The organism is Burkholderia sp. ZZQ-2, assembly GCF_050768715.1.
Classification (GTDB): domain Bacteria; phylum Pseudomonadota; class Gammaproteobacteria; order Burkholderiales; family Burkholderiaceae; genus Burkholderia; species Burkholderia cepacia.
On record NZ_LDVA01000273.1, the window covers coordinates 58,524 to 72,261 of the forward strand.

The 13,738-nt window shown below is 66.9% G+C and carries 9 protein-coding genes; 2 read left to right on the top strand and 7 right to left on the bottom strand.

The genetic code is table 11. From position 1 onward, the window contains the following. Positions 1–32 precede the first annotated feature (32 nt). Positions 33–2,417, bottom strand: coding sequence for a TonB-dependent receptor plug domain-containing protein (locus ABY44_RS21305; protein WP_230948780.1), 2,385 nt, complete (start codon positions 2,415–2,417; stop codon positions 33–35). 155 nt (positions 2,418–2,572) lie between these two features. On the opposite strand from ABY44_RS21305, the gene ABY44_RS21310 reads away from it, so the two are divergent. Further along, the gene (locus ABY44_RS21310; RefSeq protein WP_155638002.1) at positions 2,573–2,974 is read left to right on the top strand and encodes a hypothetical protein; all 402 of its coding nucleotides are present in this window, start codon (positions 2,573–2,575) and stop codon (positions 2,972–2,974) included. A 194-nt stretch (positions 2,975–3,168) separates the two neighbouring features. Here ABY44_RS21310 and ABY44_RS21315 read toward each other — a convergent pair whose 3' ends face one another. The 5 genes from ABY44_RS21315 to ABY44_RS21335 all read right to left on the bottom strand — a co-directional run bounded on the left by ABY44_RS21315 (position 3,169) and on the right by ABY44_RS21335 (position 6,894). Then, the gene (locus tag ABY44_RS21315) at positions 3,169–3,600 is read right to left on the bottom strand and encodes an ExbD/TolR family protein (protein WP_060174432.1); all 432 of its coding nucleotides are present in this window, start codon (positions 3,598–3,600) and stop codon (positions 3,169–3,171) included. 12 nt (positions 3,601–3,612) lie between these two features. Further along, complete coding sequence (locus tag ABY44_RS21320; RefSeq protein ID WP_027792786.1) at positions 3,613–4,035, bottom strand: ExbD/TolR family protein; 423 nt, start codon at positions 4,033–4,035, stop codon at positions 3,613–3,615. Between the two features lie 12 nt (positions 4,036–4,047). Next, positions 4,048–4,983 carry a MotA/TolQ/ExbB proton channel family protein gene (locus tag ABY44_RS21325; protein WP_060174433.1) on the bottom strand — a complete coding sequence of 312 codons (936 nt, stop codon included), beginning with the start codon at positions 4,981–4,983 and terminating at the stop codon, positions 4,048–4,050. 66 nt (positions 4,984–5,049) lie between these two features. Next, positions 5,050–5,745 (bottom strand): energy transducer TonB, encoded by a 696-nt coding sequence (locus ABY44_RS21330; protein WP_060174434.1) that lies wholly within the window; start codon positions 5,743–5,745, stop codon positions 5,050–5,052. Positions 5,746–5,853: 108 nt separating this feature from the next. Continuing rightward, the gene (locus ABY44_RS21335) at positions 5,854–6,894 is read right to left on the bottom strand and encodes an LLM class flavin-dependent oxidoreductase (protein ID WP_060174519.1); all 1,041 of its coding nucleotides are present in this window, start codon (positions 6,892–6,894) and stop codon (positions 5,854–5,856) included. Here ABY44_RS21335 and ABY44_RS21340 point away from each other — a divergent pair. Continuing rightward, a complete protein-coding gene (locus ABY44_RS21340) occupies positions 6,871–7,272 on the top strand; it encodes a hypothetical protein (RefSeq protein ID WP_155638003.1) in 402 nt (133 codons plus the stop codon). The genes ABY44_RS21335 and ABY44_RS21340 overlap by 24 nt on opposite strands. A gap of 498 nt (positions 7,273–7,770) precedes the next feature. Here the strand turns inward: ABY44_RS21340 and uvrA are convergent, their stop codons facing one another. After that, positions 7,771–13,665 carry an excinuclease ABC subunit UvrA gene (uvrA, locus tag ABY44_RS21345; RefSeq protein WP_060174435.1) on the bottom strand — a complete coding sequence of 1,965 codons (5,895 nt, stop codon included), beginning with the start codon at positions 13,663–13,665 and terminating at the stop codon, positions 7,771–7,773. Positions 13,666–13,738: the final 73 nt, after the last annotated feature.

Consider the following 13,738-nt stretch of genomic DNA (forward strand, 5'->3'; position numbering starts at 1 on the left):
AAGGAGTGAAAGAAGTAAGGGAGCCGCGCGCATCAGAGCAGGTAGCGGGCGCGCAGGTAATAGAAGCCGCCGTTGATGCCGATCGGCGACGACACGATGTCGTACTGCGTGCCCAGGAACTGGTTCTCGGACGGCAGCTTGCTCGGGTACACGTTGAACAGGTTGTTCGCGCCCACCGCGATTTCGAACTTGCGCGTCATCGCATAGCGCAGCTCGACGTCCGTGACGTAGCGCGCCGCGTTCGTGAAATGCGCGAAGCGCGTCGTCGAAAATGCATTCGGGCCGCTCCAGTAGCTCTCTTCGCCGGAGGTCGTGCCGTAACGCGTTTCGTGCAGGCTGAGCGCCCATTTGTCACGGTGCCAGGTGCCGCCGACGATGATCTTGTTCTTCGGCGTCGACGACGTGATGTAGCCGACCTGCTGCGCGTTCAACAGCGTGTTGCCGTTGGTGTCGCGGCCCACGCTCGTCACGCTCGTCGTGTTGAAGTTGATGCCGAGATCCCAGTCGACGCTCCCCCACCTCGCGAAGTTGCTGTGATACGTGGCCAGGATGTCGAGGCCGCGCGTGCGCGTATTCACGCCGTTCGTGAAATAGTTCGCCGTCACCGACGGCAAGCCCGCCGGCAACGTGATGCCGGCCTGCGTCAGCGCATCGATCGCGGCTTGTCCGCTATAGGTGCCGCCCTGCACGATCCGGTCGCGGATGTTGATCTGGTACGCGTCGATCGTCACGTTCAGGTTCGGCAGCGGGTTGAGCACGAGCCCGATATCGAAGTTGGTCGACTTCTCGGGCTTGAGCGGCGTCGCGCCGAGGTTGCGTGCGGCCTGCGAGTTCGGAGCCAGTTGCCCGTAGGCGGAAAGCGGCGAGATGTTCAGGTTCGTGAAGTACTGTTGGGCGAGCGACGGCGCGCGAAAGCCGGTGCCGACGCTTCCGCGGACCGCGATGCGCGGCGTGATGTCGTAGCGCGTCGAGACCTTGCCGTTGGTCGTGCTGCCGACGTCGTTGTAATGCTCGAAGCGCCCCGCGAGATCCACCTGCCAGTTCGGCGCGAGCCGGGTGGCGAGATCGATGTAGGTGCCGAGCACCTCGCGCGATTTCGACAGCGCACTGAGCGGCGACAGGCCCGGCAACGCCTGGCTGCCCGCGCCGTAGGTCGACGCGGGATCGCCCGCGCCGACCGTGTAGCTTTCGTGGCGATGCTCGGCGCCGACCGACACGTTGAGCGGCGCGGGCAGCAGCGGCAGGTGGAATGCACGCGACAGGTCCAGGTTGTTGGTCCACTGCGTGTTCGTGAAGGTCGACAGGCGGAAGCCGGTCGGCGTCGATCCGGTCGCGGCGAACAGGCTCGTATTCGCCGAATTGACCATGCCGATGCCGATGTTGTCACGGCCGTAGGTCGAACTGATGTCCCATGCCCAGCCGAGCAGCCGGTCGCCTTTCACGCCCGCGGTCAGCGAAAAGTCGTTTTCGTTGATCGTTTCCTGCGGCGTGAAGCCGTTCGGATAGAGCGCGGGCAGGACCGACGGCAACCGGAAATTCTGGTAGCTGCCGCCGCTCCGGTGCGCATACGTGCCGAAGCCGTACAGCTTCGCGCCGCCTTCGAGCAGGTAACCCGCGTTGAAGGCGATCGATTCCCGCGTGCTGGAAGGCGACCCGAGAATCAGGTTGTCGTTCCGGCCGGTTCGCGGATCGGCGTCGGTTCGCACCGTATGATTCTGCCGGTTGTATTCGGCGCTCAGGTCGACATAACCGGTATCGCCGAGCCTCAGCCCGATGGTGGCCGCATTGTTCTGCGCGAGGCCGTCGCCCTGATAGGTCTGGCCGGTCGTGTTCGACACCTCGCCGCCCTGGTAATTCGACTTGAGGATGACGTTGATCACGCCGGCAATTGCATCCGAGCCGTATTGCGCGGATGCGCCGTCACGGAGAATCTCGACATGATCGATCGCCGTGACCGGGATCAGGTCGACGTCGACACCGGTCGATCCTTGCTGCGGCCCGCGGTTCAGCGACACGTTCGCGGTCGAATGGCGGCGCTTGCCGTTCACGAGCACCAGCACGTAATCGGGGCTCAGCCCGTGCAGCGTCAGCGCGCTGGTCAGGTTGCCCGCATCGCCGCGCATCGCCTGGCGCGCGATCGACGGCGAGAGCTGGACGAGTGCATCGCGCAGGTTGCCCTGCCCGGTGCGCCGCAGCGCGTCGCCGCTGATCACTTCCACCGGGGCGGCTGCATCGCGCACCTTCCGCGCGCTTTCACGCGTGCCGGTCGTGACGACGACGTCCTGAACGGTGACGACGACGTCCCGGGTATCGCCGGCAGGCGCCGGTTCCGGCTTCGTGCCCTGTGCCCACGCGGCGCTGCCGGCGGTAATCCAGCAGGCGGCCAGCGCCAGCGAGCGGCAACGGGGGATCCTCACGCGCGCAATGTCGTTTCTCTGATAAACCACTTCAAGGCCCTCATTTCAGCGCACCGCGAAGTGTCGTTTCATTCTCGCGTCACGCTTCTCGTTTGTTTTGATATCAGTGCGTGACGAATCATCCTCCTGGTGTAATAGTTTGTTAAATAACAAATATGCATTTTCATTTATCGATTCATCCGACAATTGCCGGCCTTGCGCACGATTACGCAATCACGCAGAAAATGTTGCGATTGCGTGGCGAATGGAAATGGCACCCGTTAAATCTGTGGATATTGACGATGCCCGATTTGAATAATGAAAATGAATATGCGCACGTTTGTGAAATATCGATTTCGCTCGACAAGCTGCGCATTGCATGTTCGAACCGATGGGCCGGAAAGTATCGTGACGATGTCGACATCATTGCGATGGCGGAACGATCGCAGCCCGGCGGCCCTGCTCCGCTTCGAGCAGTCTTCGCTGATGGGGTGGCCGGCTTAGGAGGAACGCGTCGGTTTCTTGATGCGAATGGATGGCCAGTCGCCCGGCGTACTCGCTTGCACCGTGGCAGGTGATCTGCTCGTGCGGAAGCGCCGGGCCTGGACAACACGTTTGCGTCGCCCGGCCGGCGAATACGATTCACGCGGGGTTGCGCGAAGTTGCGTGACAGTGCGGCGATTGCGCATGCAGCGGCACCCGAGAGGATCGCGCGATCGCTTGCGACCCGGCGGGATACGACTCGATCCGCGCTATCGTTCTTTCGAGCCGCTCACTCCATGTACTGCTCGTTGCCGATCAGGCCGATCTTCGTCGCGCCTTCGCGCTGGGCCGAGGCCAGCACTTCGGCCACCGCCTTGTAAGGTGCGGACTTGTCCGGGCGCAGCCGGATCTCGTCCTGGTCGGCCTCGGCCGCCACCACGCGGAACTTCGCGTCCAGCGCGGCCCCGCCGCTCACCGCCGCGCCGTTCCAGTTGACGGCCCCGTCCGCCCCGATGTCGATCTGCACCACCTGGGGCGGATGCGGCGGTGGCGGTGGGTTCCCCACCGGCAGGTTCATCTTCACCGAGTGCATCTGGATCGGGATCGTGATGATCAACATGATCAGCAGCACCAGCATCACGTCGATCAACGGCGTGGTGTTGATGTCCACCATCACGTCCGGCTCGTCCTTGCTCCCTCCGGAGCCTACGTTCATACCCATCGTTCGAACTCCCTAGCCCCCGCGCGCGGGCGGCTGCGTGATGAAGGCGACCTTGACGACCCCGGCCCGCTCGCATGCCGCGACGACCCGGCCGATGTACCGATACGGCGTGGCCTGATCGCCGCGCACGTGGACGTCCGGTTGCGGCGCCTGCGTCGAAATCTCCTTCAGCCGCGACACCAGCGTCGGAAGGTTCACATGCTCGGTGCCCCAGAAAAGGTCGCCCTGCCGGTTCACCGCGATCTCGATGCTTTTCGGCTGGGTCTGCAGCGGCTGTACCCGCTCCGCCGGCAACTGCACCTGGATCGTGTGCGTCACCACCGGGATCGTGATCAGGAAGATGATCAGCAACACCAGCATCACGTCCACGAGCGGCGTCGTGTTGATCGCCGAGATCACCTCGTCGTTGTCGTCACCGCCGACACTGATTGCCATGACGCGCCCCGCTTACGACTGAACCGCCAGCGCCTGCGGCGACTGTGCCGCAGGCGTCGCGATGCGGCCCGCCGCGCGCCTGCCGCCCGCGAGCAACACCGTATGCAGTTGCGCGCCGAAATCGCGCACGCGTTCCATCACGGACTTGTTGCGGCGCACGAGGAAGTTGTAGCCGAGCACGGCCGGCACGGCCACCGCGAGGCCGATCGCGGTCATGATCAGCGCCTCGCCCACCGGGCCGGCGACCTTGTCGATCGACGCCTGGCCCGCGATGCCGATGGCCGTCAGCGCGTGATAGATGCCCCACACCGTGCCGAACAGCCCGACGAACGGCGCGGTGGAGCCCACCGTGCCGAGAAACGCCAGGCCGTCCTGCAGGCGGTTCGACACGCTGGTGATCGAACGCTCGATGTTCAGCTCGATCCAGGTATTGCGGTCGACCGAATCGAGCAATGCGGTGTCGTGGTGTTCGCCCGCCTCGATCGCGTTCTCGGCGATGAAGCGAAACGGCGACGTATCGTCGAGCTGGGCGGCACCCTCGGCCAGCGTCGGCGCATTCCAGACCTGCTCGTCGGCCGACTTCGCGCGGCCGTTCGCGCGCGCCTGCTCGATGAACTTGGTGACCATGACGTACCAGCTGCCGAGCGACATCACCACGAGCAGCCCCAGTACGAAACGCGCGACGAAGTCGCCGTTCGCCCACAGCGCGCCCAGGCCGTACGGGTTCTCGACGGTGGCCGACGTCGCGGGTTCGGGCGGCGGTACCGGGCGCTCCGATCCGTTCGACGCAGCCGGCGCCGCCACGATCGGCGCTGCGCCGGATGCTGTCTCGACCCGTGCCGCAGCCTTCTCCTGGGCAAGCACGGATTGCGGGGCGACCAGCGTGCCGCTCACGCCGGCGGCGATCATCAGGCTTGCCGCCAGCGCGGCCCGAAAATGCTTTCTCATACGCACTCCATATCTATTTCGGATCGATCCGGGAAGCAGGCGGCGTCTGCCGCGTTGCCTTCCCCGTCAGTTCAGGTTGAAGGAAAACGGTACCCGCACACGCACGGATTGCCCCTGGGCGATACAGTTGAAGCGCTTGACCGCGTTGAGCGCCGCGCGATTGAGCACCGGGTCGGCCGGCTGCGCGACCCGCAGGTTCGTGACGCGGCCGTCCGGATCGACGGTGAATTCGACGGTCACGTCACCCGTGATGTTGTTGTCCTGCGCCTCCGCCGGGTAGACGATCGACGACCGGACTTCGTCCGAATTCGGGCAGACCACACCGATCTCGCGATTCACCGGCTTGGCAACCGGCACCGGCGCCGGCGCGGGTGGCGCTTCGTGCACCGGTGCGCTCTGGACCGGCGCGTCCTGGTGCGTGATGGTGGCGGGCGGCGGGGCCTGCACGTGCACCTCGGGCGGCGGCACGAACGGCGGCGGCGGCGCCGTCACCCTCGGCTTCGACACGACCTTTTCGACCGGCTTCGGTGGCGGCGGTGGAGGCGGCGGCTTCACCGGTGCGATGATGCGTGCCTCGATCGGTTGCTGGACGATCTGGACGACCCGCGTCGCGAGACCGTTCACGAGCGCCCAGATCAGGACGAGATGCAGCGCAATGGCGATCGCGATACCGCCGAAGCGACGCACCGGATGCGTCTGCTTGTTGCCGAAGCGGCGCGGGCGGCCGATTGCCGCGAGCCGGGATGGAGAAGCGGTTGTCATGTTCGGTCCAGTTGCAACGAGATCGAAGGGGCGGCGTGCCCGGCGGCATCCGGTCCGTCGCCGACTTCGATCACGTGCGCCGTTCGATGGAATGTCATGTCGATCGCATCAGGCTGCGGCGGGCTCGCGCCGGTCAACCGGCTGCCACCCGAGTGCCGGGGCGATACGCGTGATGAAGTCCTCGAGAATCTGCCGGTAGTTCTCGAACGGCAGGTCGTAAGGCAATTCGAGGCGCAGCTCCCGCACCTGTCCGACCACCGGGTCGGCCAGCAGCCGCTCCACGATCTCGTCCGAGCTGCCGACGAGATCCGGTGCGAACAGCGTGCGCCGCTCGCCCTGCGGCGCCAGCGTGCGGGCATGACGCGCGTCGGCAAATGCGCGATAGCGTTCGCGCTCCTTCGCGCTCGCGCCGTCGGTCGGGACGATCACGCGCCCCAGCGCGATCCGCGGTGCATGAACTTCATGCCAATGGCCGCGATACAGATCCAGTTGCCGCAACTGGGCGTCGATATGGCTATCGGTGCCCTCGCCCGTAGTTATATTGCCGATCAGCAGGTTGAACCCGTTCCTGGCGGCCCATTCGATCGACCGCCTGGAACCGCCCCCGTACCAGAGTCGCCCCGTCAGGCCGGGCGCAAACGGGCTCACGCGCGGCCGAACCCGGCCCGCGGCCGATTCGACGAACGTGTCGTCGTCGCCGAGCCAGTCGCCGGCGAGATTGCGGCGCAGGCGTGCCACACGCGCGTGCGAGAAGTCGACGAGATCCGGATCGGTGTCGAACAGCCGCTCGCCCAGCAGCGCGCCGTGATTCGGTGCGCCCGCGCTGAGCCCGACATTCAGCCGCCCGCGCGAGAGCACGTCGACGGTCGCGAGATCCTCGGCCAGCCGGAATGGATTCTCGTAGCCCATCTGGATGACCGCGGCGCCCAATCCGATCCGGGTCGTGCGCTGGCTCGCCGCCGCGAGAAACGTGGCGGCCGACGAGACGGCGCGCTCGAGGTGGCGTTGCCGCACCCACGCGCTGTCGTAACCGAGCGCTTCGCCCGCGCCGAACAGTTCGAGCGTCTGCTCGAATCCCGCCGCCGCGTCTTCACCGGCGTAATTGCCCGGTGTCAGGAAGGCAATGTGATCAATGCGGACGTTGCTCACTTTCGTATCCTTCGTCATTGGGTCTGTCTGGTGGTACACGCGCCGCGTGCTGTCGGCCCGGGATCTGCCCAATCCGCCTGTCGACAGGCATGGCGCACGACCAGCACGGCACCATCGACCGGAACGCGCGCGTTCACCTCTTTGGCGATCGGTTTTTTATCGGGGATCGAAAAGAGGAAACGAGACATCGAACTCAACCTCGCGAATGGCCGGGCTGACCGGATTCAAACTTTCATGAAAAAGCGTCGAAAAGGCAGGCAATCTCAGATGTCGATTATGGAGAACGTGCGACTGCCCCGTTGCGGTCATTTCTTCTATGAATATGACGCGCGGATCAAAACCGATAGCGCGCACACACATAATGGAATTCGCGATTGATTCAGGCGTGGCCTCGCAAATCCGGGCAGGTGTGTAAGTGGAGCGCTCGACCCGTTGGCCCGCGATAATGCCGGCCCAGGAACCTGGACGATGAAGAAGAGAACCCGATGGTCACACCCGGCGGGGTTCGATGCAAAAGTGCTGCGCTTGCAACGCTAAAGGCGAGCGGACGCTGGCCGGTCTGGCGCAACAGTTCGACGCGCAGCCGAACCCGACCACGGAATGGATGCGACAGCGCGAAAACGCGTGGGGAATGTGTTTTAAGTGACGGGCACGCGATCGAGCGAGCCGCCGACAGACATGACGGCACCGCATGCGGGGATGGCGCCGGTCGACACCAGAAAACGAAGCTCCGATAGCGCGAGGTTTCGCGTATCTGAAGCGGGGTAACGGCGCCACACCGGAGCCATTACCCCACGTCTTGAAAGAAAAGAACCGAGCCCGTTAGCCGGGAGGCAATCCCCCTGGCACCGAGGCTGTCAACACGAAGTGCCGCGCTCACCCTACCCGCGCTTCGCCCTCGCGCTCGGCTTCCCCTTCGTCCGTGCCCGTTCGCGCGAGCACCGGCTTGAGCGCCTGCCCCGTATGGCTCGCGCTCACCCGCACGAGCGCTTCCGGCGGCGCCGCCGCGACGATCGTGCCGCCGCCCACACCGCCTTCCGGCCCGAGATCGATGATCCAGTCGGCTTCCGCGATCACGTCGAGGTCGTGCTCGATCACGACGACGCTATGCCCCGCATCGACGAGCCGGTGCAGCACGCGAATTAGCTTCGCGACGTCCGCCATGTGCAGGCCGACCGTCGGCTCGTCGAGCACGTACAGCGTGTGCGGCGCCTTCTGGCCGCGCCGCGTGATGTCGTCGCGCACCTTCGTCAGCTCGGTGACGAGCTTGATGCGCTGCGCCTCGCCGCCCGACAACGTCGGCGACGGCTGGCCGAGCGTCAGGTAGCCGAGGCCGACATCCTTCATCAGCTGCAACGGATGCGCGATGTTCGAGATCGGCGCAAAAAACTCCACCGCCTCGTCGATCTCCATCGTCAGCACGTCGCCGATGTTCCGGCCGCGCCACGTGACGGCGAGCGTCTCCGGGTTGAAGCGCTGCCCGTGGCACACGTCGCACGGCACCTTCACGTCGGGCAGGAAGCTCATCCCGATCGTGCGCACGCCTTGCCCTTCGCATGCGGGGCAACGCCCGTCGCCGGTGTTGAACGAGAAGCGCGACGCCGTGTAGCCGCGCGCACGCGCTTCCAGCGTATCGGCGAACAGCTTGCGGATCGTGTCCCACACGCCGATATAGGTGGCCGGACACGAACGCGGCGTCTTGCCGATCGGCGTCTGGTCGACTTCGAGCACGCGGTCGATCTGCTCCCAGCCGCTCAGCGATTCGCAGCCCTGCCACGCATGCGTGACGTTCAGCGACGGCCGCGGCGCACTGCGCGCGAGCACGCTCGAACGACGGTTGGCGGCCGGCGCGTCCTGCTGCGCGGCCTTGCGCGCGCGGCGCGTGGCCGGCGACGACAGCACCGAGCGGCCGACCGCGTCGAGCAGGTTCGTCATCAGCACGTCGCGCGCGAGCGTCGACTTGCCCGAGCCGCTCACGCCCGTGACCGCGACGAGCCGCGCGAGCGGAATGCCGACCGTGACGTCGCGCAGGTTGTGCAGCCGCGCACCGTGCACGGTCAACCAGGCTTCCGGCACGGCCGCGCCGCCCTTCTTGCCCGGCAGGCTCACGCTGCGGCGTGGCTGCAGCGGATGCGTCATCGGCTGCGCGAGCAGGCGGCCCGTCACTGAATCCGGCTGCGCGGCCAGATCGGCGACCGCGCCCTCGGCGACCAGCGTGCCGCCGCGCTTGCCCGCGCCCGGGCCGATGTCGATGATGTGATCGGCGCGGCGGATCGTGTCCTCGTCATGTTCGACGACGACGAGCGTGTTGCCCTTGTCGCCGAGCTTGCGCAGCGCATCCAGCAGGATCTGGTTGTCGCGCGGATGCAGGCCGATCGTCGGTTCGTCGAGCACGTAGCAGACACCCTGCAGGTTGCTGCCGAGTTGCGCGGCGAGCCGGATGCGCTGCGCTTCGCCGCCCGACAGGCTCGGCGCCGCGCGATCGAGGCTCAGGTAGCCGAGCCCGACTTCCTCGAGAAACGCGAGGCGGCTGCCGATCTCGCTGACGATGTCGCGCGCGATCTGCGCGTCGCGCCCCGTCAGTTCCAGCCCGTCGATCCAGCGGCGCGTGTCCGACACCGTCCATTGCGCGACCTCGACGATCGGGTGCGCGTCGAACGTCACCGCCCGCGCGGACGGGTTCAGCCGCGTGCCGTTGCAATCCGGGCACGGCTCGTTGCCGACGCCTTCCGGTTCCTGTTCGTCCGACGGCAGCGTCTGCTCGCGGCCGCGATCGTCCCCGGCGAGCACCGTGTCGTCGTACGCGGCGCGCTGTTCGCGCGTGAGCGTGACGCCGGTGCCGACGCAGGTCGTGCACCAGCCGTGCTTGCTGTTGTACGAGAACATCCGCGGATCCAGCTCCGGGTAGCTCGTGCCGCACACCGGGCACGCGCGCTTGACCGACAGCACCTTGACCGTGCCGACCCGCGCGGTCGAATGATCGTTCTGCATCGCGTCGTGCAGCCCGTCGAGCGGCGCGAGCAGATGCATCACGCCCTTGCCGAGCTCGAGCGTCTCGTCGAGCACGCGTCGCAGTTCGGCTTCGTTGTCGGGCGACACGACGATATCGGCGACCGGCAGCTCGATCGTATGCTCGCGGAAGCGGTCGAGCTTCGGCCATGGATCGACCGGCACGAACTCGCCGTCGACGCGCAGATGCGTGCTGCCGCGCGCCTTCGCCCACTTCGCGAGATCCGTATACACGCCCTTGCGGTTCACGACGAGCGGCGCGAGCAGCCCGACGTGTTCGCCGCGATGATCGCGCAGCAACTGCGCGGCGATCGATTCGACGGATTGCGACGTGACCGGCGTGCCGTCGTGGATGCAATGCTGCAGGCCGAGCTTCACGTACAGCAGCCGCAGGAAGTGCCACACCTCGGACGTGGTCGCGACCGTGCTCTTGCGCCCGCCGCGCGACAGCCGCTGCTCGATCGCGACGGTCGGCGGGATGCCGTAGACCGCGTCGACTTCGGGGCGGCCGGCCGGCTGCACGATCGAGCGCGCATACGCGTTCAGCGATTCGAGGTAACGGCGCTGGCCTTCGTGGAACAGGATGTCGAACGCGAGCGTCGACTTGCCGGAACCCGACACGCCGGTGATCACGTTGAACTTGCCGTGCGGGATGTCGACGTCGAGCGCCTTCAGGTTGTGCTCGCGCGCGTTGACGATCCGCACGACGTCCTCGCCTTCGATCGCACGCCGCTCGCGCGCCGCGTTCAGCACGGCCTGCAGCGGCTTGCCTTCGTCGGCGAGCGCCATGTCGGCATCCATCGCGCGCTCGTACTGCAGCAGCGCCACGCCGGTATGCGATGCGGCGCAGGCTTTCACGTCGTCGGGCGTGCCCGCGCACAGCACGAGGCCGCCGCCGTCGCCGCCTTCCGGGCCGAGATCGATCAGCCAGTCGGCCGCGCGGATCACGTCGAGGTTGTGCTCGATCACGATCAGCGAATGGCCGGCCGCGAGCAGCTTGCCGAACGCCTGCATCAGCTTCGCAATGTCGTCGAAGTGCAGCCCGGTGGTCGGCTCGTCGAACATGAACAGCTTCGCCCGCGCGATGCGCGCCTCTTCCGTGACGACCCGGCGGCCGTTCACGGCCGCCGCCGATTCGGCGAGGAAGCCGGCCAGCTTCAGGCGCTGCGCTTCGCCGCCCGACAGCGTCGGCACCGGCTGGCCGAGCTTCACGTATTCGAGGCCGACGTCGACGATCGGCTGCAGCACGCGCAGCACCTCGGCGTCGGTCGCGAAGAACGCGGCCGCTTCGCTGACGGTGAGATCGAGCACGTCGGCGATGCTCAGCGCGCGGCCGTCGCGCTCGATGCGCACTTCGAGAATCTCCGCGCGGTAGCGGCTGCCGTCGCAGTCCGGGCAGCGCAGGTAGACGTCGCTCAGGAACTGCATCTCGATGTGCTCGAAGCCCGAGCCGCCGCAGGTCGGGCAACGGCCGTCGCCCGAGTTGAAGCTGAACGTGCCGGCGCCGTAGCCGCGTTGCAGCGCGAGCGGCGCCTTCGCGAACAGCTTGCGGATCTCGTCGAACGCGCCGACGTAGCTCGCCGGGTTCGAACGGGTGGTCTTGCCGATCGGCGACTGGTCGACGAACACGACGTCGCCCACCTGGTCGGCGCCCGTGAGGCTGCGGTACGCGCCCGGCGACTCGGTCGCCTTGCCGTGGTGCCGCGCCATCGCCGGATAGAGCACGTCCTGCAGCAGCGTGGACTTGCCGGACCCCGACACGCCCGTCACGCAGACGAGCCGCTGCAGCGGAATCTCGACCGTCACGTCGCGCAGGTTGTGTTCGCTCGCGCCTTCGAGCACGATGCGCGGCGTATTCGCGTCGACCACCCGGCGCGCCCAGTTCGACGCATGCGCGACATGCTTGCGGCCGCCGAGATACTCGCCCGTCAGCGTGTGCGCGGAGCGGATGTCGCCCGGCGTGCCGTCGTAGACGATCGTGCCGCCGCGTTCGCCGGGGCCGGGCCCCATGTCGATCAGGCGATCGGCCGCGAGCATCACCGACGGATCGTGTTCGACCACCACCAGCGTATTGCCCGCGTCGCGCAGCCGCTGCATCGCCTCGACGATCCGCGTGAGATCGCGCGGATGCAGCCCGATGCTCGGTTCGTCGAGCACGAACAGGGTTTTCGTGAGCGACGTGCCGAGCGCCGTCGTCAGGTTGATCCGCTGCACCTCGCCGCCCGACAGCGTGCGGCTCTGCCGGTCGAGCGTCAGGTAGCCGAGCCCGACGTCGCACAGGTATTTCAGGCGCGTGCGCACCTCGGCGAGCAGCAGCTTCAATGCATCGTCGAGCAGCGCGCTCGGCAGGCTGATGTCGTCGAAGAAGCGGCGGATGCGCTCGATCGGCAACAGCATCAGGTCGTGCACGGTCAGGCCCGGCAGCGCCTCGAGCTGCGCGCGGCTCCAGTCGACGCCGCGCGGCATGAAGCGGCCGGCCGGCGCGAGCACGCCGTCGGCGTTCTCTTTCGAGCCGAGCCGCCACTGCAGCGATTCCGTCTTCAGGCGCGCGCCGCCGCACACGTCGCACGGCGTGTAGCTGCGGTATTTCGACAGCAGCACGCGGATATGCATCTTGTACGCTTTCGACTCGAGATAGCCGAAGAAGCGCTTCACGCCGTACCACTGGCTCTGCCACTTGCCGTTCCAGTCCGGCGAACCGTTGACGACCCAGTCGCGCTCGGCGTCCGACAGCTCGGCCCACGGCGTGTCGCGCGGGATGCCGGCTTTCGCCGCATAGCGCATCAGGTCGTCCTGGCACTCCTTCCACGCGGGCGTCTGCATCGGCTTGATCGCGCCGCCGCGCAGCGTCTTGCGCGCGTCGGGAATCACGAGGCCGAGATCGACGCCGATCACGCGGCCGAAGCCGCGGCAGGTTTCGCACGCGCCGTACGCCGAATTGAACGAGAACAGCGCCGCCTGCGGCTCCGCGTAGCGCAGGTCGCTGTCGGGATCGTGAAGCCCGGTGGAGAAGCGCCACACCTGCGGCTCGGCGATCGCGTTTTCCGCTTCCGGCGCCAGCACGTACACGTTCACGCGCCCGCCGCCGCGCTTCAGCGACGCCTCGATCGCCTCGACCACGCGCACCTTGTCGGCCTGCTGCACGCGAAAGCGGTCGGCCACCACGTCGAGCACCTTGCGCGGCCCGGTGGGCGACGCGACCTCGCGCTGCGCCTGCACGCGCGTGTAACCGCTCGCGGACAGCCACTGCGCGACTTCTTCATCGGACGCCGTTTCGGGCAGCTCGACCGGGAACGTGACGACGACGCGCGGATCGTCCGCCTGCGTGCGCGCGACGAGTTCCGCGTAGATCGTCTCCGGCGTGTCGTGCCGCACCTGCCGCGCGGTCTTGCGGTCGAACAGCTCGGCCGCGCGCGCGTACAGCAGCTTCAGGTGATCGTTCAGCTCGGTCATCGTGCCGACGGTCGAGCGCGAACTGCGCACCGGGTTGGTCTGGTCGATCGCGATCGCGGGCGGCACGCCGTCGACCCGCTCGACCTGCGGGCGGTCCATCCGGTCGAGGAACTGCCGCGCGTACGCGCTGAACGTCTCGACGTAGCGCCGCTGGCCTTCCGCGTACAGCGTGTCGAACACGAGACTCGACTTGCCGGAGCCCGACGGGCCGGTGACGACCGTCATCTCGCCGGTGCGCAGGTCGAGATCGAGGTTCTTGAGGTTGTGCTGACGTGCTCCGCGAATGCGGATCAGATTGCTGGATGACAATTTGCCTGCCCGTCTGAATGAGTTAACCAGAGTGCCCGGTGCCGGAACGCTGCGGCGGATGCCCGCAGGCGCG